20 protein-coding genes and 1 pseudogene are annotated in these 20,469 nt (G+C 67.6%); 6 read left to right on the top strand and 15 right to left on the bottom strand.

From position 1 onward, the window contains the following. Positions 1–8: 8 nt before the first annotated feature. From E5K04_RS07770 to E5K04_RS07805, 8 genes are all read right to left on the bottom strand, one after another. Positions 9–374, bottom strand: coding sequence for a type IV pilus assembly protein FimV (locus tag E5K04_RS07770; RefSeq protein WP_136552691.1), 366 nt, complete (start codon positions 372–374; stop codon positions 9–11). A gap of 67 nt (positions 375–441) precedes the next feature. Beyond that, a complete protein-coding gene (gene aroB, locus E5K04_RS07775) occupies positions 442–1,539 on the bottom strand; it encodes a 3-dehydroquinate synthase (protein WP_136552693.1) in 1,098 nt (365 codons plus the stop codon). After that, complete coding sequence (gene aroK, locus E5K04_RS07780; RefSeq protein ID WP_136552821.1) at positions 1,536–2,093, bottom strand: shikimate kinase AroK; 558 nt, start codon at positions 2,091–2,093, stop codon at positions 1,536–1,538. The genes aroB and aroK overlap by 4 nt, the downstream gene beginning before the upstream one ends. A gap of 29 nt (positions 2,094–2,122) precedes the next feature. Continuing rightward, a complete protein-coding gene (pilQ, locus tag E5K04_RS07785; RefSeq protein ID WP_136552695.1) occupies positions 2,123–4,231 on the bottom strand; it encodes a type IV pilus secretin family protein in 2,109 nt (702 codons plus the stop codon). Then, a complete protein-coding gene (locus E5K04_RS07790; RefSeq protein WP_136552697.1) occupies positions 4,228–4,755 on the bottom strand; it encodes a pilus assembly protein PilP in 528 nt (175 codons plus the stop codon). Before E5K04_RS07790 ends, pilQ begins: the two co-directional genes overlap by 4 nt. After that, the gene (locus tag E5K04_RS07795; protein ID WP_136552699.1) at positions 4,752–5,378 is read right to left on the bottom strand and encodes a type IV pilus inner membrane component PilO; all 627 of its coding nucleotides are present in this window, start codon (positions 5,376–5,378) and stop codon (positions 4,752–4,754) included. The genes E5K04_RS07790 and E5K04_RS07795 overlap by 4 nt, the downstream gene beginning before the upstream one ends. After that, positions 5,375–5,962, bottom strand: coding sequence for a PilN domain-containing protein (locus E5K04_RS07800; protein WP_136552701.1), 588 nt, complete (start codon positions 5,960–5,962; stop codon positions 5,375–5,377). Before E5K04_RS07800 ends, E5K04_RS07795 begins: the two co-directional genes overlap by 4 nt. Beyond that, positions 5,962–7,077, bottom strand: a complete 1,116-nt coding sequence (locus E5K04_RS07805; protein ID WP_136552703.1) for a pilus assembly protein PilM — start codon at positions 7,075–7,077, stop codon at positions 5,962–5,964. Before E5K04_RS07805 ends, E5K04_RS07800 begins: the two co-directional genes overlap by 1 nt. Positions 7,078–7,216: 139 nt before the next feature. Between E5K04_RS07805 and E5K04_RS07810 the strand changes: the two are divergent. Further along, positions 7,217–9,606, top strand: a pseudogene (locus E5K04_RS07810) (penicillin-binding protein 1A); the annotation flags it as partial. 46 nt (positions 9,607–9,652) lie between these two features. On the opposite strand, the gene arsC reads toward E5K04_RS07810, so the two are convergent. From arsC to E5K04_RS07830, 4 genes are all read right to left on the bottom strand, one after another. After that, on the bottom strand, positions 9,653–10,003 hold the full coding sequence (gene arsC / locus E5K04_RS07815; protein WP_136552707.1) for an arsenate reductase (glutaredoxin): 351 nt from the start codon (positions 10,001–10,003) through the stop codon (positions 9,653–9,655). Positions 10,004–10,096: 93 nt separating this feature from the next. Beyond that, complete coding sequence (gene ybaK, locus E5K04_RS07820) at positions 10,097–10,579, bottom strand: Cys-tRNA(Pro) deacylase (protein ID WP_136552709.1); 483 nt, start codon at positions 10,577–10,579, stop codon at positions 10,097–10,099. Positions 10,580–10,652: 73 nt separating this feature from the next. Further along, complete coding sequence (locus tag E5K04_RS07825) at positions 10,653–11,573, bottom strand: TIGR01212 family radical SAM protein (RefSeq protein ID WP_136552711.1); 921 nt, start codon at positions 11,571–11,573, stop codon at positions 10,653–10,655. A 73-nt stretch (positions 11,574–11,646) separates the two neighbouring features. Then, on the bottom strand, positions 11,647–11,829 hold the full coding sequence (locus E5K04_RS07830; RefSeq protein ID WP_136552713.1) for a protein MIGRI: 183 nt from the start codon (positions 11,827–11,829) through the stop codon (positions 11,647–11,649). A gap of 150 nt (positions 11,830–11,979) precedes the next feature. Between E5K04_RS07830 and metX the strand changes: the two genes are divergently transcribed. The 5 genes from metX (at position 11,980) to E5K04_RS07855 (ending at position 16,850) form a co-directional block, all read left to right on the top strand. After that, a complete protein-coding gene (metX, locus tag E5K04_RS07835) occupies positions 11,980–13,122 on the top strand; it encodes a homoserine O-succinyltransferase MetX (RefSeq protein ID WP_136552716.1) in 1,143 nt (380 codons plus the stop codon). Further along, positions 13,119–13,736, top strand: coding sequence for a methionine biosynthesis protein MetW (gene metW, locus E5K04_RS07840; RefSeq protein ID WP_136552718.1), 618 nt, complete (start codon positions 13,119–13,121; stop codon positions 13,734–13,736). The genes metX and metW overlap by 4 nt, the downstream gene beginning before the upstream one ends. Positions 13,737–13,780: 44 nt before the next feature. Beyond that, complete coding sequence (locus E5K04_RS07845; protein ID WP_136552720.1) at positions 13,781–15,046, top strand: AmpG family muropeptide MFS transporter; 1,266 nt, start codon at positions 13,781–13,783, stop codon at positions 15,044–15,046. Next, positions 15,043–15,471: an MliC family protein gene (locus E5K04_RS07850; protein WP_136552722.1), complete on the top strand. Its 429-nt coding sequence runs from the start codon at positions 15,043–15,045 to the stop codon at positions 15,469–15,471. The genes E5K04_RS07845 and E5K04_RS07850 overlap by 4 nt, the downstream gene beginning before the upstream one ends. 107 nt (positions 15,472–15,578) lie before the next feature. Beyond that, positions 15,579–16,850, top strand: a complete 1,272-nt coding sequence (locus tag E5K04_RS07855; RefSeq protein ID WP_168929184.1) for a sigma-54 interaction domain-containing protein — start codon at positions 15,579–15,581, stop codon at positions 16,848–16,850. A gap of 16 nt (positions 16,851–16,866) precedes the next feature. Here the strand turns inward: E5K04_RS07855 and E5K04_RS07860 are convergent, their stop codons facing one another. The 3 genes from E5K04_RS07860 to E5K04_RS07870 all read right to left on the bottom strand — a co-directional run bounded on the left by E5K04_RS07860 (position 16,867) and on the right by E5K04_RS07870 (position 20,460). Further along, on the bottom strand, positions 16,867–18,105 hold the full coding sequence (locus E5K04_RS07860) for an MFS transporter (RefSeq protein WP_136552726.1): 1,239 nt from the start codon (positions 18,103–18,105) through the stop codon (positions 16,867–16,869). Between the two features lie 47 nt (positions 18,106–18,152). After that, positions 18,153–19,088: a glycyl-radical enzyme activating protein gene (locus E5K04_RS07865; protein ID WP_136552729.1), complete on the bottom strand. Its 936-nt coding sequence runs from the start codon at positions 19,086–19,088 to the stop codon at positions 18,153–18,155. Positions 19,089–19,155: 67 nt separating this feature from the next. Then, positions 19,156–20,460 carry an MFS transporter gene (locus tag E5K04_RS07870; RefSeq protein ID WP_205700319.1) on the bottom strand — a complete coding sequence of 435 codons (1,305 nt, stop codon included), beginning with the start codon at positions 20,458–20,460 and terminating at the stop codon, positions 19,156–19,158. Positions 20,461–20,469 lie beyond the last annotated feature (9 nt).

Consider the following 20,469-nt stretch of genomic DNA (forward strand, 5'->3'; position numbering starts at 1 on the left):
GCGGATGCTTACTGGTAGAGCGGGTTGTGTGGATCGATCGCCTGGCCGTTCTTGCGCACGGTGTTCCACACCGGGTAGGTGTGCAGTTCTTCGCGCAGTTGTTTGGCCAGTTGCGAGTAGCCGTCGGCGTTGCGTTGCAGCGAGTAGGCGCGCAGCAGCGCGATCTTGGCGGCGGTGTTGCCGGCGTCGCGCTTGAGCGCGTCGCGCAGCACCAGCACCGCGTCGTCGAGCCGGCCGTAGTGCAGGAACACCTCGGCTTCACCGACGGGGTCGATGCCGCGCTTGTGCGGGGGAACGAAATTCAACTGACGCCATAGCTTGCGCGCCGTATTGGCGCTGGCCTGTCCGGCAAGACTCGCGATCGCACTGAACATGACACCCCCCCGAATGTGGTAGCGGAGAAAAGATTACCAGCGTCCGGCGGGTGGCTCAATCGAAAAGCTACACTTTCAACGAGTGTTGTATAAATTTCCCGCAAAGTATGCTGTTTACAATATCAGTGGGCGCATTTGCCACAACAGCGTAGCCGATCTCCTTCAATAAAACATAGCGAACGCTTCCATTCTCAGCCTTTTTGTCGTGCGACATCAAGGACATCCAGCGCTCGGCACCCAGGTCCGGTGCTCGGGTCGGCAGGCCCGCCGCGGCGAGCAGGGTCTCGGTGCGAACGACATCGTCATTGCTGATCCAGCCCAGCGCACGCGAGGTGTCGGCGGCGAGCAGCATGCCGGCGGCGACCGCCTCGCCGTGTAGCCATACGCCGAAACCGAGCCCCGCTTCGATCGCATGGCCGAAGGTATGGCCGAGGTTGAGCAGCGCGCGCACGCCCTGTTCCTTCTCGTCCTGGCCGACGATGTCGGCCTTCATCCGGCAGCAGTGTTCGACCGCGTACGCGAGCGCCTGCTTGTCGCGCGCGCGCAAGAGGGCCATGTTGTCTTCCAGCCAGCCAAAGAACGCCGCGTCGCCGAGCAGGCCGTACTTGACTACTTCGGCGAGGCCGGCCGACAGTTCGCGGTCGGGTAGGGTGTCGAGCAGGTCCATGTCGGCGATCACCGCGCGTGGCTGGTAGAAGGCGCCGATCATGTTCTTGCCCTGCGGGTGGTTGATCGCCGTCTTGCCGCCGACCGACGAGTCGACCTGCGCGAGCAGGGTGGTCGGTACCTGCACGAAGGGGACGCCACGCTGGTAGCAGGCGGCGGCGAAACCCGTCATGTCGCCGACCACGCCGCCGCCCAGCGCGATGAGCGCGGTCTTGCGTTCGCAGCCGGCCTTGAGCAGCGCGTCGAAAATGCGGTTGAGCGTCGCCCAGTCCTTGTAGTCCTCGCCGTCCGGCAACACGACGGTGAGCGTTTCCACCCCCTCGCGCGCAAGCGCGGCGCGCAGGCGTTCGAGGTAGAGCGGCGCGACCGTCTCGTTGCTGACGATCATCGCCTTCTGCTGCGGCAGCACGCGGGCGATCAGCCCGCCTTGGTCGAGCAGGCCCTGGCCGATATGGATGGGGTAGCGGGTATCCGGCAGGACAAGGTCGAGCGTTCTCATGCTTGGTCGGGCTCCGTGGGCGGCTTGGGGGGCTGGCCGAGGCGTTCTTCCAGCTGGCTGATCAGCAGGTTGACGTTCTGCTGGGTGGTGTCGATCACCAGGTCGGCGATCTCGCGGTACAGCGGGTCGCGCTCGGCGAACAGTTGCTCGAGCTTGCCGCGCGGATCGGCCGTCTGCAGCAGCGGACGGTTGGTGCAGTGCTGGGTGCGGGTCAGGATGTCGTCGATGCTGGCGCGCAGGTAGATCACCGTGCCATGCGCGGCGAGCTGGCGCCGGTTCTCCGGGTTGAGTACCGCGCCGCCGCCGGTCGCCAGCACGATGTTCTTGCGCTGGGCCAGTTCGGCGATCATTTGCCGCTCGCGTTCACGAAAACGCGCCTCGCCCTCGATGTCGAAGATGGTCGCGATGCGCACGCCGGTACGCGCCTCGATCTCGTGGTCCGAGTCGAAGAAGGTCTTGCCGTGGCGGCGCGCCAGCGCCCGGCCGACCGTCGTCTTGCCGGAGCCCATCAGGCCGACCAGAAAAAAATTGCCTGCCAGTTTCATGGCAGGCATTGTACCGGATGTCATGAGACGGTGTCGCCTCAGCGGACCAGCGCTTCGCTCTCGATGATGCGCGGGGTCAGGAAGACCAGCATCTCGCGCCGCTCGCTCTTCTTGCCGTTGCTGCGGAACAGGTGGCCGAGCACCGGGATGTCGCCCAGCAGCGGTACCTTGGTGACAGTGTCGCTCTGGTCCTGCACATAGATGCCGCCGATCACCACGGTGCCGCCGTTCTCGATGCGTACCTGCGTCTTCACCTCGCGCTTGTCGATCGCGGGTTCGCTCAGGTTGTCGAGGAACTTCGGCGCGTCCTTGTTGATCTGGATGTCGAGGATCAGCTCTTCTTCCGGCGTGATCTGCGGGGTGACCTCGAGCACCAGCGCGGCTTCCTTGAACTGGGTCTCGGTGCCGTTGTCGCTGACCGTCTTGTACGGGATCTCGGTGCCTTCCTTGATGATCGCCTTGGTGCGGTCGGCGGTCAGCACGCGCGGGCTGGAGATGATCTTCGAGTTGCCCTGCTGCTGCGACGCCTGCAGCTCCAAGCCGATGATCGAGCTTGCGCCCTTGTAGATCACGCCCAAGCTGCCGGTGGCACCGGTGATCGGCAGGTTGACGTTGGGCGGTGTCGGCAGGGTGGCGCCCCCCCCGCCCGGCTGGGTGATGTTGCCCGAGCCGATGCCGGAGCCGACCGAGGTGTCGCCGCCGACCTTGGCGAAGCCCAGCTTGACGCCGAGGTCGCGCTGGAAGGTGTCGCGCGCCTCGACGATGCGCGCCTCGATCAGCACCTGCTTGGACGGCTTGTCGATGATGCGCAGCACGTCGCGGATCTCTGAGAGCACTTGCGGCTTGTCGCGCACGATCAGCTGGTTGGTCTTGGCGTCCGCGTACGCCGACGCGGCCTGTGCGCCCTGGCTGCTTGCCTGTGGCTTGTCCTTGTCGCCGCCGCCGATCGGCACCAGGCCGCGCACCGCGGCCATCACGTCCTCGACCGAGCGGTACTTGATCTTGAAGATCTCGGTGACCAGCGGCTCCTGCAGCGTGGTTGCCGCACGTACTTCGGCGGCCTGCTTGGCCATCTCGATCATTTCCGCCTGCGGGGCGACGCGGATCACGTTGCCGACCTGGCGCTTGGCGAGCCCTTTTTGCTGCAGCACGAGTTCCAGCGCCTGGTCCCACGGCACGTTCTTCAGCACCAGCGTCACGTTGCCGCTGACCGAGTCGCCGGTGACCAGGTTGAAGCCGGCGAATTCGGCCAGCGTCTGCAGCACGACGCGCACGTCGACGTTCTGGAAGTTCAGCGACAGCTTGTCGCCCTTGTAGGCGGGCTTGTCCTGCGCGGCGAGCGCGGCGTTCGCCTGCTCGCGGCTGAGCTTGCGCACTTCGACGACCAGCTGGCGGTCGGTCTGATAAGAGGAATAGTCCCATTCGCCGTTGTTCTGCAGCACGATGCGGCTGCCACGGCCGGCGGCGGCCGCGTCGACGCGCTGCACCGGCGTCGCGAAGTCGGCCACGTCCAGGTTGCGCGCGAGGCGGGCCGGCAGCGGCGCGCCGACGCTGACCGTCAGCGCGCGGCCGCTGCGGTTGATGTCGGTACTGGCGCCGGCGGGCAGGTCGACGACGAGCTTGCCCGCGCCGTCTGCGCCGCGCCGGAAGTCGATCTGGCCAACCTCGTAGCCGCTGGCTGCACGGGTGTTCAGCGGGGCGATGGTCGGTGCCGGCATCGGCGCGGCCGCAGGGGCGGGCGCGGTGACGCTCGCCGGCGCCTGCGCGCCGCCCAGGCTGACCAGCACGCGGTTGCCGTCGGTACGGGTGCGGTAGGGGGCCGCCTGCGTCAGCGACAGGACCACGCGGCTGCGGCCGCCGGCTTCGACGACGGTGGCGCCGGAGAGCAGCGGGCCGGGCAGCGGCTGGCTCTGCTTGAGGGTGCTTGCGGTGCCCGCGAAGTCGAAGGCGATGCGCGGCGGGTTGCTCAGCGCGAAGCTCTGCGGCAGGGCGGCCGGGCCGGTCAGGGTGATCGCCAGCTCCTGGGCGCCGCCCTGGTTGCGCAGCACCTCGATGCCGGTGATGGTGTTGCCGGCGGCCCACAGGAGTTGCGAGGCGCCCAGCAGGGCCAGCGAGCCGGCCAGGGTCGTCAGTTGCGTGCTTTTCATTTGGTTTGCCCTTGTCCTTGTTCCTGGGTCAGCAGCAGTTCCGTGTCGCGGCGGACCCACTCGCCGTTGGCGTCTTCGACGGTCTCGCTCAGGCGCAGGGCGTCCGGCGTGATGTCGGTGACGCGGCCGAAGTTGCTGCCGATGAAGCTGCCGGCGCGGACCGTGTAGACGACGCCGTCGGGTGCCTGGATCAGCGCGTGGCGGACGCCCTTGATTTGCAGGCTGCCGATCATCTTCAGGCGTTCGAGGTCGTAGTTTTCCAGCGCGTCACGCGGCCGGCTCAGGTCGGGCGCATTGGCGGCGTTGCGCCCGGCCAGCTTGAGGCGAGCCGCGTCGAACGGCGAGGGCAGGCCGTAGGCGGTGAATTCGGCGCTTTGCGCCTGCGGCAGCGCCGGGATCGGCTCGACCTGTCCCTTGATGTCGCGGTCCTGCGCCTGCATCCACTGGTCCAGGTCGTCCGGGCCGGCCGAACAGCCGGTGATCAGGGCGGCGGCGGCCGTGCAGAGGAAGAAGCGGGTGTTCATGGCTTGGCCCCCTGGCTCTGCGCCTGCTGTTGCGCCATCTTCTCTTCGGGCTCCAGTGTGCGGTAGGTCTTGGCGATCGCCTGCATGGTGAGCCGCCCGTCCTTGCCGCCCGGCGTCAGCGTGATGTTGTTAAGCGTGACGATGCGCGGCATCTTGGAGAGGTCGGACACGAAGGTGGCGAGGTCGCTGTAGCTGCCGGTCAGGCGGATCTCGATCGGCAGTTCGGCAAGCTCGGGGCCGGCGACTTCCTGGCCGGGGCGGAACAGTTCGAACTGCAGGCCGCGGCCGACGCCGGCCTGGTTGATCTCGGCGAGCACCGACGCCATTTCCGCCTTGGTCGGCAGCTGGCGCAGCAGGCTGCCGTAGCTCTTCTCGATCTCGGCGAGCTGCGCCTGCAGCACTTCGAGGTTGGCGAGCTGGCGGCGCTTGTCGGTGTAGCTGGTTTTCAGCTCGGCCTCGCGCGCCTCGGCGGCGGCGATCTCGTCGCGCTGCGGGCCCAACAGCAGGAACCAGGCGGCGACGAGCAGCGCCGCCACCATCACCGCGAGCAGGCCGAACTGGCGTGCGCGCGGCCAGTCGGGCGCGGTCTTGAGGTCGAGGTTGCGCAATTCGTCGAGCGTCATGGCTTGGCTCCTTGTGCCGGTGCGGCAGGCGTGGCCTGCACGTCACGCGCCTTCAGGCTGACCGTCAGGCTGAACTCGCTGGTGCGCAGGTTGCCCTGCGGCGCCGCCTTGACCTCGATCAGCACCGGGTTGGCGAACACGGCAGAGTTGCCCAGCTGGCTCATGTAGTTGGAGACGCGGGCACCGGAGAGCGCGAAGCCGCTGATCGCGACGGAGCGGTCGGTCTGCTTGAAGTCCTTCAGGTAGACGCCCTCGGGCAGGTCGCGCACCAGCGCGTCGAACAGCAGCACCGCCTCGACGCGTCCCTCCTGCAGGCGCATCGCCATGTCCTTGCGTGCCAGGAGCGCGGCCTTCTGTGCTCGCAGCGTCTCGACCTTGCCCAGCCGCGCCGTCATCATGGCTATCGCGTCGTCGAGGCGCTGGTTGCGGGCGAGCTGCGCGTCGAGGCTTGCGCCCTGCCACAGGTAGGCGCCGGCGATCAGCACGCCGGCGAGGCCGAGCGCACCGGCCAGATAAAGCTGGAAGGTCTTGCGGTGCGCCGCTTTTCTCAGTTCGCGGTAGGGGAGCAGGTTGATGCGGATCATCAGTCGAACCTCCTCAGCGCGAGTCCGCTGGCGACCAGCAGCGAGGGTGCGTCGAGCAGCAGCTCGCGCAGCGCGATGCCCGGTGCCTGCGTCATCGAAGTGAACGGGTTGGCGATCATCGTGCTGATCTGGGTGCGCAGCGCGACGGCGTCGTCCAGCCCGGTCAGCATGCTCGAGCCGCCGGCGAGCAGGATGTAGTCGACGCGCAGGTACTGCGACACGCTGACCGTGGTGTAGAAGAACTGCAGCGCGCGCTGGATTTCCTGCGCGAGCGAGTCGACGAAGGGCTGCAAAAGCTCGGACTCGTAGCCTTCGGGCAGTAGCATCGAGCGTTTGCCCTTCTCGGCCTCTTCCTGGGTGAGGCCGTAGCGGCGTTGCACTTCGCGGGTCAGCTGCATGCCGCCGAACGCCTGTTCGCGGAAGTAGAGCTGTTGGCCGTTGCGAACCACCAAACAGTGGATCTTGGTCGCGCCGATGTCGAACAGCGCGAAGGTCTGGTTGAAGCCCTGGTCGGGCAGTTGCTGCTGCAACTGCTCGAACGCGGTGAGCATCGCGAACGCCTCGACGTCCATCACCGCGACTTCGAAACCGGCCATCTCGGCGACCGCGACGCGCTCCTCGACCTTCTCCTTGCGCGACGCGCAGATCAGCACGTCCAGGTCGTCCGCCTGGGTGGCGGACGGCCCCAGCACCTGGAAGTCGAGGTTCACCTCGTCAAGCGGGAAGGGGATGTACTGGCCGGCCTCGCTCTCGACCTGGAACTCGAGGTCGTTGCGGTCCTGCGTCGCCGGGATCAGGATCTTCTTGTAGATCGCCATCGTCGTCGGCAGCGCCAGCGCGACGCGCCGGCTCGGGCTGCCCAGGCGCGCGCGGGCGCGGCGCAGCGTGTCGGCGACAGCGTCCACGTCGCCGATGTTGCCTTCGCTGACCGCGTCGCGCGGCAGCGGCTCGATGACGTAGCGCTCGAGCTGCAGCGTCCTGCCGACGCGGCCGATCTCGACCATCTTCACGGCCGTCGCGCTGATGTCTACGCCGATCAGTCCGTCGGCGCGGGGGGCAAAGCGGCCGAGCAGCCGGCCGATCGCCTGCGGAAATTCCAGTTTTCCACGGGGCATGCGTTGTTTTCAGCCCCCTTGTGACCGCGGGGGTCTGCCTCCCTTGTAATGAATCCGCCAATCGCCGCAGCCGGGAACTTTGCCCTGCCGCTGACGTGAAACCGGTATAATCAGCCTTCGATTTTTATTGCCAAACACCATGTTGCAGAGAATTCTCAAGGTCATCCTCGGCGTCGTGATCGGCGTTTCCACCCTGGCGGCCGGTGTGCTGGCCGTGGCTGTCCTCGTGACCTGGCCCCGGCTGCCCAGCCTCGACGTGCTCACCGACTACCGCCCGAAGGTGCCGCTGCGCGTTTACGCGGCCGGCGGCGAGCTGATCGGGGAATTCGGCGAAGAACGACGCTCTTTCACCAGAATTCACGACATTCCACCGCTGATGAAGAATGCGTTGTTGTCCGCTGAGGACGAACGCTTTTACCAGCATGGCGGCGTAGATTATGTCGGTGTTCTTAGGGCGGCCTTGGGCAACATAGTATCTGGATATAGCCGGTCGGGTGCAAGCACGATCACCATGCAGGTTGCTAAAAACTTTTTCCTATCCAGTGAAAAGACGTTTACCCGCAAATTCAATGAAGCGCTGCTTGCGTTCAAGATCGAGCACACGCTCAGCAAGGACCAGATCCTCGAGCTTTACCTGAACCAGATCTATCTCGGCCAGCGCGCGTACGGTTTTGCCGCCGCCTCGCAGGCCTATTTCGGCAAGCCGCTGAAAGACTTGAACATTTCGCAGTACGCGATGCTGGCCGGCCTGCCCAAGGCGCCGTCCTCGTACAACCCTGTGGTCAATCCGCAACGCGCCCGTCTGCGCCAACTATACGTGCTGCGCCGCATGCACGAGTTGGGCTATATCAATACCGCGCAATATGAGGCGGCCAAGCAGGCGCCGCTCGAACTGGCGTCGCCCGGACGCGACACCGGCGTGCCGGCGCAGTTCGTCGCCGAGCTGGTCCGCCAGGCGATGTACGACAAGTACAAGGACGCCGCGTATACCGAAGGCTTCCGCGTCTACACCACCATCGACGCGGCCAACCAGCGCTGGGCGTTCGACAGCCTGCGCGCCGGCCTGATGGACTACGACCGCAAGCTTGGCTACCGCGGCCCGGAATCCTTCGTCGACCTGGGCGCGCTGACCGAGGACCGCGACGAGGCGCTCGACGAGGCGCTGTCGTCGATCCGCGACAGTGGCCAGCTCGAGCCGGGTGTCGTGCTCGAGGCGTCGCCGTCCGAGGTCAAGGTCTACCTGCGCGGCGGGCGCTTCGCCCGCGTCAAGGGCGAGGGTCTCGCCTTCGCGCGGCGCGCGCTCTCCAGCAAGCTGACCCCGGCCCAGCAGATCCGCCCGGGCGCGGTGGTGCGCATCCAGCCCAACAGCAAGGGGCAATGGGAAATCACGCAGATGCCCGAGGTCGAGGGCGCGTTCGTGTCGATGGATCCGCATAACGGCGCGATCCGCTCGCTGGTCGGCGGCTTCGACTTCAACCGCCGCAGCTTCAACCATGTGACGCAGGCGTGGCGCCAGCCCGGTTCGACCTTCAAGCCCTTCATCTACTCGGCGGGGCTGGACCGCGGCTTCACCGCGTCGACCTTCATCAACGACGCGCCCCTGTCGATCGACCCGGCCAGCATCGGTGGCCAGCGCTGGGAGCCGAAGAACGACGACAACCGCTACGCGGGGATGATCACCATGCGCCGCGCGCTCGCGCTGTCGAAGAACATGGTGTCGATCCGCATCCTGCAGGGCATCGGCACCGACTACGGCCAGCAGTACGCGTCGCGCTTCGGTTTCGCGGCGAAGAACAACCCGGCTTATCTCACGATGGCGCTGGGCGCCGGCATGGTCACTCCGCTGCAGATGGCCGAGGCGTATTCGGTGCTCGCCAACGGCGGCTACCGCACCCGCGCCTACTTCATCGACCGCATCGAGGACATCGACGGCCGGGTGATCGCGCGCACCTCGCCGCAGGTTGCAGGCCAGGGCGCGCCGCAGGTGATCGACCCGCGCAACGCCTTCATCATGACCAGCATGCTGCGCGACGTGATCCGCTTCGGCACCGCCAACCGCGCGATGAGCCTCGGCCGCACCGACCTCGCCGGCAAGACCGGCACCACCAACGACTTCCGCGACGCGTGGTTCGCCGGCTACAACCCGAACCTGGTCGCGGTGACCTGGGTTGGCTACGACCAGCCGCGCAGCCTCGGCCGTTACGGTTACGGCGGCACCGCCGCGCTGCCGATCTGGACCAACTACATGGCCAACGCGCTCAAGGGCCAGCCGGAAGTCGACCTGCCGCCGCCGGAAGGCATCGTGGTCAAGCCGGGCGCCGGCCTGCGCGGCGGCGACGAGTACTACCTCGAGGAATTCCAGCGCACCAACCCCGAACTGCGCCTGAACAACCAGGGCGTGGTGCCCGGTGCGGCGCGCACCGAGGAAGAGGGGACGGCGGCGCCGGCGCCGGACGCCGCGCAGGACGCGGTCGAGAACGTCAAGGAACTGCTGTTCTAGCGGCAGGCGGCGTCAGCCGCCACCAACAGGAAGGGACGCCGAGGCGTCCCTTTTTTTGTCTGCGCTTCGCGGCGTTTAGTGCGCGAGCAGCTCGAGCACGCGCTCGGGCGGCCGGCCGATCACCGCCTTGTCGGTGCCCACCGCGATCGGCCGCTCGATCAGGCGCGGGTTGTCGTGCATGGCGGCGATCAGGTGGCGGTCTTCCAGCGTGATGTCGTCAAGGTAGAGTTCCTTGTACTCCTCCTCGTGCTTGCGCATTAGCGCGCGCGGTTCGAGCCCGAGCAGCCCGAGCAGGCGGGTGATCTCTTCGGGGGAGGGTGGCGTCTTCTGGTAGTCGATCACCTCGACTTCGGCGCCTGCGTCCTGCAGCAGCTGCAGGGCTTCCCTTGACTTGGAACAGCGTGGGTTGTGGTAAAAGCGGATCATGCCCGTCTCCTTGTTTTGGCAAGCGCCGGCTGGGCGCTTTCGCGCGGCCGGCAAGCCCAAGGATGCCACCTTCCGGCGTCGCGTGCCACGGGCTTAGCCGGCGGCGTCGACGAGTATCGGCTTGAGCACGCGGATCAGCTCGGACGGGGCGAGCCCGACCAGGAAGCCGCGCTTGCCGCCGTTGATCCAGATGCGCGGCAATTCGGCGACCGACGCCTGCAGGTAGACCGGCATCGGGTGGCGGGTGCCGAACGGGCTGGTGCCGCCGACCTGGTAGCCGCTGTGGCGGTCGGCGGTCTTCGGGTCGCACGGCGTCACCTTCTTGGCGCCGATCTGGCGCGCGAGCAGGCCGGTCGCCACTTCGCGGTCGCCGTGCATCAGCACGATCAGCGGCTGGTGCGCGTCGTCTTCCATGATCAGCGTCTTGATACACGCGTGCTCGTCTATGCCGAGCTCACGCGACGACACGCGGGTGCCGCCCTTGTCCTCGTACTTGTACAGGTGTCCGCTGAAGTCGACCTGATGTTCGCGCAGCATGCGCACCGCCTGGGTGACCGGCAGTTTGTCCTTCGCCATCGTTGCCCTCCCAAAAGCGCAAGGGTAGGCGCTCGCGCGCAGCGGGTAAAGCGCCGGCGGGTGGGCGGTGTGCTTACGCCGGCTGCCAGGGACGGCCGAGCGCCGCGCCCTGCGCGCCGCGGTCGGCGAGGTCGGCGGCGATCGCCTGGATCGCGCTCCAGCGCGGGCCGCACCAGTCGGGCGCGATCAGCGTCGGCTGCTGCGCGGTCGCCGACACCCGGTGGTAGACCACCTCGGGCGGCGTCGCACGGATCAGGTCGGCGGCGAGCGCCGCGTAGTCGGCCAGCGGCATCGGCGCGACCTCGCCGCGGCGGTACTGCGCGGCCATCCGGCTGCCCCGCACGATCATCAGCGGGTGCAGTTTCAGCCCCTCGACGCCGATGTCGAGCACGGTCTGAAGCGTCTGGTGGATCTGCGGCACGCTCTCGCCGGGCAGGCCGGCGATCAGGTGGGTGCACACCTGCAGGCCGCGCGCATGCGCGCGGCGCACCGCGTCCCGGTAGTCGGCCAGCGTGTGGCCGCGGCGGATCAGGGTTTGCGTCGCGTCGTGCGCGCTTTGCAGGCCGAGTTCCAGCCACACTTCCAGGCCTGCGTCGCGGTAGCCGGCCATCAGGTCGAGCGCGGCGTCGGGCACGCAGTCCGGCCGGGTGCCGACGCACAGGCCGACGATGTCGCTCTGTGCGGCCGCCTCGTCGTACAGCGCCTTCAGCGTCTCGACCTCGGCGTAGGTGCTGGTGTACGCCTGGAAGTAGGCGAGGTAGCGGCGGGCACGGTCGGTCTTCGCCTTCTCGCGGGCGATCTGTTCGGTGATGGAGAGGGCGCCCGCGTCGCGGCCGAAACTTCTGACGTTGCAGAAGGTGCAGCCGCCGCGGCCCAGCGTGCCGTCGCGGTTCGGGCAGGTGAAGTCGCCGGAGAGCGACAGCTTGTGCACCCGCTCGCCGAAACGGCGCTTCAGGTGCTGGCCGAAAGTGTGGACGAGGTGGTCGAGTTGCATGGCGGCCGGCAAAAGGTCGCAAGTATAACAGTGTTTGCTGATGTGTCGTGGCGGATCAATGACTTGCGTGCGCCTACAGCCTGTGCAGGCCGAAGAAGTAGAGCACGCCGAAGATCACCGAGCTGATCAACAGTGCCTGCGCGAGGATCTCGGCCCATTCGCGCAGCGTCTTCTTCTGCCCGCGGTCGAACAGCCAGCGCCACGCCGCCCACAGCAGCAGGCAAAACACGAAGAGCTTGAACAGGCGTCCGAACATGGGAGAAGCCGCAGGGTGAGGTGGCGCATTATCTCTTCGGGTTTTATGCGCGCGCAACCTTATGTCGAGGATATAATTAGACGGCCTATCATTCGTCGAACGAATGTACCGGTGGCGCCCGTGCCGCCGGTACCCGCCCGGGTTTTTGCAATGACCGATTCTTCATCTTCCGTCGGCCTCGTGCGCGACGAACGCGCGGCGTTTGTGACGCCGCTGACGCTTTGTAGCGGCAGCGTGCTCGCTGCGTACGAGCTGGTGTTCGAGACCTACGGCACGCTCAACGCCGACGCGAGCAACGCGATCCTGATCTGCCACGCGCTCTCCGGCCACCACCATGTCGCCGGCCGCTACGCCGAAACCGACAAGGCAGCCGGCTGGTGGGACAATATGGTCGGCCCGGGCAAGCCGATCGACACCGACCGCTTCTTCGTGGTCGGCGTCAACAACCTGGGCGGCTGCCACGGCAGCACCGGCCCCTCGTCGGCCAACCCGGACACCGGGCAGCCTTGGGGCTCGGCCTTCCCGCTGGTGACGGTCGCCGACTGGGTGTGCGCGCAGGCGCGGCTGGCCGACAGGCTCGGCATCGAGTGCTGGGCGGCGGTGATCGGCGGCAGCCTGGGCGGCATGCAGGCGCTCGAATGGTCGGTCCGCTACCCGGACCGCGTACGCCACGCGCTGGTGATCGCGTCCGCGCCCAAGCTCTCGGCGCAGAACATCGCGTTTAACGACGTCGCCCGCCAGGCGATCCTGACCGACCCCGAGTTCCACGGCGGCGACTTCTACGCGCACGGCGTGCTGCCGCGGCGTGGCCTGCGCCTGGCGCGCATGCTCGGCCACATCACCTACCTGTCCGACGACGGCATGGGCGAGAAATTCGGCCGCATGCTGCGCTCGGGCGAGTACAAGTTCGGCTACGACGTCGAATTCGAGATCGAGTCCTACCTGCGCTACCAGGGCGACAAGTTCTCCGACCGCTTCGACGCCAACACCTATCTGTTGATGACCAAGGCGCTCGACTACTTCGACCCGGCCGCCGCCCACGCGGGCGACCTGGCCGCCGCGCTCGCGCCGGCCAGGGCCGAATTCCTGGTCGCCAGCTTCACCAGCGACTGGCGTTTCTCGCCGGCGCGCTCGCGCGAGACGGTCAAGGCGCTGATCGCTGCCGGCAAGCGCGTCAGCTACGCCGAGATCGAGTCGGCGCACGGCCACGACGCCTTCCTGATGACCGACCCCCCGTACGTCGCGCTGATGCGCGCCTATCTTGACCGAGTCGCCCAGGAGGCCGGCGCATGAAACCGCATACCCCCTTGCGCGCGGACCTCGCGCTGATCGCCGGCTGGATCGCCCCCGGCAGCCGTGTGCTCGACTTGGGCTGCGGCCGGGGCGAGCTGCTCGCCCACCTGCAGGCCGAACGGCGGGTGACGGGCTACGGCGTCGACTTCGACGTCGACAACATCGTCGCCTGCGTCGGCGGCGGCGTGAACGCGGTGCAGGCCGACCTCGAGAGCGGGCTTGCCGAATTCGGCGACGCGAGCTTCGACGTGGTGGTGCTCTCGCAGACCATCCAGGCGATGCGCCACACCGAGGCCATCCTGGTCGAGATGCTGCGCGTCGGCCGCGAGGCGATCGTGTCCTTCCCCAACTTCGGCTACTGGCGCAACCGCTGGCAGATCATCGGCGGGCGGATGCCGGTATCCGACGCGATGCCCTACCAGTGGTACGACACGCCGAACATCCACTGGTGCATGCTGGGCGACTTCGAGGCGCTGTGCGCGAAGAACGGCATCTCGGTGCTGGAGCGGGTGGTGATGACCGGCGAGCGCCGCGTCAGCCTGTGGCCGAACCTGATGGGCAGCCTCGCCTTCTACCGCGTCAGCCGCCCGGGGCGCGCCGCCGGCGTACAATAGCGGTTTTGCCGCCGCCCGGCGGCCCACCCCGACAAGGCCCTTACATGTCCGACACCCCGTCCACCTGGCAGCAGGTCTTCTCGCGGCGGATGCTGATTTGCGTGTTTACCGGTTTCAGCTCCGGCCTGCCGCTGTACCTGCTGATCAACCTGCTGCCGGCGTGGCTGCGTGGCGAGGGGGTCGACCTCAAGGCGATCGGCCTGTTCGCGCTGATCCAGCTGCCGTTCACCTGGAAGTTCCTGTGGGCGCCGCTGATGGACCGCTACGTGCTGCCGATCCTGGGGCGCCGCCGCGGCTGGATGCTGGCCTCCCAGCTTGCGCTATTGGGGTCGATGACCGCGTTCGGCCTCTACACGCCGCAGCAGAACCTGGCGTCGATCGCGGCGCTCAGCTTCGCCGTCGCCTTCTTCTCGGCGAGCCAGGACGTGGTGATCGACGCGTTCCGCCGCGAGATCCTGCCCGACAGCGAACTGGGCCTGGGCAACACCATCCACATCAACGCCTACCGCCTCTCCAGCCTGATCCCGGGTTCGCTCGCGCTGATCCTGGCCGACCACCTGCCGTGGGCGCAGGTGTTCCTGATCACCGCGCTTTTCATGCTGCCCGGCATCGCGATGACGCTTGTGGTGAAGGAGCCCGCGCTGGCGGCGGCGACGCCGAAGACGCTGCGCGAGGCGGTGGTCGAGCCCTTCCACGAGTTCCTGACCCGCAACGGCGTCAGGGGTGCGTTGTGGGTGCTCGGCTTCATCTTCCTCTACAAGCTGGGCGACAGCATGGCCACCGCGCTGGCGACGCCGTTCTACCTCGACATGGGCTTCTCCAAGTCCGAGATCGGCCTGGTCGCCAAGCACGCCGGGCTGTGGCCGGCGGTGATCGGCGGGCTGATCGGCGGCGCGTGGATGCTCAAGCTCGGCATCAACCGCGCGCTGTGGGCGTTCGGCGTGGTGCAGGTCGCGTCCATCGTCGGTTTCGCCTGGCTTGCGCAGCAGGGGCCGTTTGCCGAAGTCGGCGCGCGCGAGCTGACCTATCTTGCACTGGTGATCGGCTTCGAGGCGCTCGGCGTCGGCCTCGGCACCGCCGCCTTCGTCGCCTTTATCGCGCGCACCACCCACCCCGCGTATACGGCGACGCAGTTCGCGCTGTTTACCAGCCTGGCCGCCGTGCCGCGCACGCTGGCCAACGCCGGCACCGGCTACCTGGTCGAGGGTCTGGGCTGGGCGCCCTTTTTCTGGCTATGCACCGCGATCGCGCTGCCCGGCATGGTCCTGCTCCTGAAGGTGGCGCCGTGGAAAGGAGAAGCAAATCCATGACATCCATCCGCATCCCCGTACTGGCCGTTCTGTTCGCGTCGGCCGCGGGCGCTTGGGCGCAGGACGCGTCCGCCCCGCAGGGCGTGCCGCTGGCCGCGTCGGCGCCATTGGCGGCTTCCGCGCCGCCGGCCCCCGTGGCGGTGCCGTCGCCCGTGGCCGTGCCCGAGCCGGCCGACACCCCGCGCCCGGTGCGCTACCGCTGCGAGGGCGACGTGACCATCGAGGCGGTCTACCCGCCGCTTTCCCGCGCTGACGGCCCGGTGACCATCCACTGGCTCGGTGGCCGGGAGACGCTGAAGATCGCACGTAGCGGCAGCGGCGCGCGCTACGTGAACCGCAGCTATGTGTGGTGGACCAAGGGCGACACCGCCTTCCTGAGCACCCGCGGCGGCCGCATGCTGGTGCGCAACTGCAACGCGCAGTAGCTGGGCATGTTGAGCCTTTGACAAGGGTCAATTGCCGGTTGCTTTAGCATGACCCGTCTGCGATAGCCTTGCTAAGATATTGCACGCTATCCAAGATGGGGGCAGGTATGGCTGATCAGGTTGCGATGAAGGTGGGCGTTGGCGACGGCGCGCTGATGGTCGACCACGAGGGCCGGATATCCTTCATGAGCGAGAGCTGCGCGCTGCTGCGCGGCGTGCCGATGGCCGACGCCCTCGGCGAGCGGGTCGACGACGTGTTTCCGGCCACCTTGCTGCACCAGACGCTGGAAACCGGCCAGCTCGAGCGGCACACGCCGTGGAGCGACGGCCGCGCGCTCGAACTACTGGTGTCGCGGGTGCCGGTGATGGCGAACGGGCGGGTGTGCGGCGTGCTCGGCTACGTCGACAAGGTGTTGCGCACGGCGCCGGGCAAGACGCCGTGTTTCGACAACCTGCCCAGGCTGTCGCCGCTGGCGCGGCTGGTGCGCGACCAGCTCAAGCATGTCGCCGCCTTCGACACCACGGTGCTGCTGACCGGCGAGAGCGGCGCGGGCAAGGAGATGTTCGCCCGCGCGATCCACGAGCGCAGCCGGCGCGCGGCGCGCCCCTTCATCAAGCTCAACTGCGCGGCGATCAACGACGCGCTCGCCGAGAGCGAACTGTTCGGCTACGACAAGGGCGCGTTCACCGGCGCCTCGCGCGACGGCCACAAGGGCAAGTTCGAGTTGGCCGACCAGGGCACCCTGTTCCTCGACGAGATCGGCGAGCTGCCGCCCGGGCAGCAGGCGAAGCTGTTGCGCGCGCTGCAGGAAGGGCAGGTCGACCGCGTCGGCGCCGAGCGCAGCCGCCACGTCGACGTGCGGGTGATCGCCGCGACCAACCGCGACCTCGCGCAGATGGTGCGCGAGGGCACTTTCCGCGAAGACCTCTACTATCGGCTCAACGTCGTCCACCTGCGCGTGCCGGCGCTGCGCGAGCAGGTGTCCGACATCCCGGTGCTGGTCGAGCGCTTGTGGGGCGAGCTGTGCAGCCGGCACCACCATTACAGCCAGCTGTCGCAGTCGGCCGTCGCGCTGCTCGCCGAGCAGGCGTGGCCGGGCAATATCCGCGAACTCAAGCACACGCTGGAGCGTGCGCTGGTGTTGCTGCCGCAAGGGGTGATCGGCCCGGACGAGATCCGTTCCCTGTTCGACGCGGCGCTGAGCCAGGCGCTGCCGGTGCAGTTCTCGCCGGTACTCGACGCCGACTGCCTGCTGCGCACGCTGGCCGCGTGCGGCAACAACCGCAGCGAAGCGGCTCGGCGGCTGGGCATCTCGCGCGCGCTGCTCTACAAGAAGCTGCACCAGTTCGGGCTGTGGGAGCTGGCCGGCGGCGCCTGACGGCGCTGCGCGGCGTTCAGCAGGCCGGCCGGGCCGGAGGCTGGCTGGCGGGTGCGGGGGCCGGCGCGGCCGCTGGCCGGCGGGCGAACACGCCGGTGCGGTACAGGTGGTTGAGCGTGAAGATCTGCAGCAGCGCACCCAGCCCCATCGCCCAGAAGCTGGCGGTGAAGGTGCCGGTCACCTCGCGCAGCCAGCCGAACACCTGCGGCCCGATCAGGAAACCCAGGTTCTCGCCGACGATCACGATGGCCATCGCCACGCCTATGCCCTGCGGGCGGCGCGCCAGCAGCGGCGCCGACGCGAACACGATGGGCGGGATCACGCCCGAGATCAGCGAGAACACGCCGATGGTCACGCAGAACACCGTGAGGTCGGGGATTGCGAACAGCGGCCACAACAGCAGCAGCAGGGTCGGCGGCAGCACGAACATCGCCCGGCGATGGCCGAACTTGTGCAGCAGCACCCCGCCGTACAGGTCGCTCGCGATGGACGCGACCGCGTAGATCAGCGTGCCGCTCACCGCCAGCACCAGCGGCAGCCCCATCACCTCGTTCAGGTAGGTCGCGCTCCAGGTGGTCAGCGAGAAGATGCCGAAGGTGAACGCGGCGAAGGTCAGCGCGGCCGCCCACACGTCGGTGTTCTTCAGCTCGTCGAGCAGCACCGCGCGCTCGGGCAGCATGCGCGCCGAACGGTCGCGCGGCGGGTTGGGGATCACCAGCGCGAACAGCAGGATGCCCGGCACCATCGACGCGATCAGCAGCATCCAGTAGGCCTCGATCGACAGCGAGGCGAGCACGCGCGGCGCGGCAAAGAACACGATCAGGTTGCCGACCGGGATCCAGGTCGACCAGATGCCCATCGCCACCGGCATCCTGTCGGCGGGCAGGAACTGCCCGATCGCCGTCGGTGCCGAGACGGCGACCAGCCCGAAGCCGACCCCCTGGACGGCACGCCCGGCGACGAACTGCAGGAAGTTGCCGGCGAACAGCGTGCAGGCGAGGCCGGCCATGATCAGCAGCAGGCCGGCCAGGCCGACGTTGCGCACCCCGTAGCGCTGGATGATGAAGCCGCACGGCGTCGCGAACAGCAAGGTGGCGATGGCGAACATCGACATCAGCAGCCCGGCCTCGGTATACGAGATGCCGTAGCGCTCGAACAGTGCCGGCATGACCGGCGGCACGGCGAACTGGGCGAAGGTGGCCAGCACGCCGCACAGGAAGGCGACCCACAGGATCAGCCAGTGTTTGCCCTGCATGACAATTCTCCCGGGAAAAGGGGTTGGCAGCCCGACGCGGGCCGCGCCTAGAACGGTGTCTCGTGGCCGACGAAGCAGTAGATGCCCTCGTCCAGCGCGGCGCGCTGCAAGGCGCGCATATGCGCGTCTTGTGGCGGCTTCATCTCGGCGAACGGGTAACACTGGTCGAGCTGGCGGTATTTGGATTCGCCCAGCCGGTGGAAGGGCAGCAGGTTCAGCGCGTCCATGCCGATGCCGCGGATGAAGCGCGCGGTCGCGCGGATGTTCTCTTCGCTGTCGTTGTAACCGGTGATCACCGGCACCCGTACCACCAGCACGCCGTTCCAGTCTTCCTTCTTCGCCAGCGCCTCGATATTGGCGAGGATGCGCGCATTGTCGACGCCGGTACGCGCCTTGTGCGCGTCCGGGTCCATATGCTTGATGTCGGTGAACACCCAGTCGACGTACTGCATCACGTCCAGGTAGAAGTCCGGCTGGACGTGCGAGGTGGTCTCGATGCAGGTGTGGATCATCGCCTCCTTGCAGCGGCGCAGCACTTCGCGGATGAAGTGCCGCTGCAGCAGGGGCTCGCCGCCGGAGAAGCTGGCACCGCCCTTGCCGCCCCAGAACTGGCGGTCGCGCTGGAAGATCTGCATCAGCTCGTCGACGGTGTAGTACTTGCCGGTCAGGCACTTGCCTTCGTGGTAGCAGGCCGCCACGCATTCGTGGCTGTCGCAGTGCGCGCACTTCTCGCGGTCGTGGCGGGCGAGTCCGTCCACCACCGAGATCGCGCCGTGCGGGCACGCGTCTATGCAGTGGCCGCAGCGCACGCAGCGGCTCTCGTAGTACAGCATCTCGGGGTAGCGGTGGATGCCCTCAGGGTTGCAGCACCAGTCGCATTTGAGCGGGCAGCCCTTGAGGAACACGGTGGTGCGGGTGCCCGGGCCGTCGTGCAGCGAATGGCCCTGGATGTCGAAGATGAGGCCCTTGAGCGGCTCGTCCATGGTGTGCTCCTGATCGTGATGGTTGGGACAAGCCCCGGGCGAGGGCCCGGGGCGCGGTGGGGGGGGCTCAGGCGTGGGCGTGGTGGCTGATGTCGTCCTCCTTCTTCACCGGCGCGTGCACCATGCGCGGCAGCGAGGCGGCGAGCAGGATGGAGCCGAAGAAGCTGCCGATCGCGTAGTAGATCGAGTAGGTGTAGCTACCGGAGACGTCCTTCAGGTAGCCGCCGATGAACGAGCCGGCGAACGGGCCGATCCCCATCACGATCAGCGTGCACATCCCCCAGATCTTGCCGAGCGTCTTGGCGCCGAACACCGAGCCGGTGTAGCCGACCACCCCGCCGGGGACGATCGCCCAGTACACGGCGAAGATCACGCAGGAGACGTAGGCGATGGTCATGCTCTGCCCGGACATCAGCAGCAGCACGCAGGCGACGACGCCGGTGCTGGGGCCGAGGATCAGCATGAACTTGCGCCCGACGGTCTCGTTGCCGGTCTTCTCGACCACCCAGTCGGACACCTTGCCCATGATCGGCATCGAGAAGATGCCGACTAGGCCGATGATCGAGTACGCGCAGATCGCCGTGTCGCTGGTCCAGCCCAGGTCGGCGACCCAGAACGACACCACCTGCGTCCAGATCAGGAACTCGGCCATCATGCTGGTGAGGAACATCAGGATCACCGCCCACACCGCGTACTGGCCGAACGCCTCCTTCACCGTCCACTCGTACTGCGCGCGGGCCGGGCCGCCCGGCGGCGTGCCGTTGGCCTTGACGCCGTAGGCTTCGGGGCCCTTGCGCGCCATCACCACCGCCAGCGCCAGCGCGACGAACATGATGCCGCCCAGCAGCATCATGGTGCCGCGCCAGGCGTCGGCGCCGCCGTCAGCCAGCGACGCCTTGGTCACGTAGGCGAGCGAGAACTGCGCGAGCGGCGCGCCGGCGAAGGCCAGCCCCCACATCGCGCCGTAGGTCTTGCCTACGTACCACTTGCGCACCGACACCGTCGAGGTCACCCACAGCATGCCGGTGGCGACGCCGCCGACCACGCCGAAGGTGAACAGGTAGGCGAAGTGGCTGCTGACCATCGAGGTGAGCACGAAGCCCAGCGCGCCGAACACGGTGGCGATCGCGTACACCGGGCGGGTGCCCCACTTGTCGAGGATCATGCCGCTGAAGTAGGCGGTCACCGCGTAGATCGCCATCATCAAGGAGTAGCCGAGGGTGACTTCGGACTGGGTCCAGCCCAGGTCCTCGCTCATCGGGATCTTGAGGATGGCGAAGGTGGCGCGGTAACCGAACAGGCAGAACACCGCGAGCCACGACGCGGCGACGGTCATCAGCCCGTAGCGGCGGGAGAGTTGCTCTTCGTTCATACAAAGCTC

Origin of the sequence: Crenobacter intestini (assembly GCF_004919095.1) — a bacterium.
Classification (GTDB): Bacteria; Pseudomonadota; Gammaproteobacteria; order Burkholderiales; family Chromobacteriaceae; genus Craterilacuibacter; species Craterilacuibacter intestini.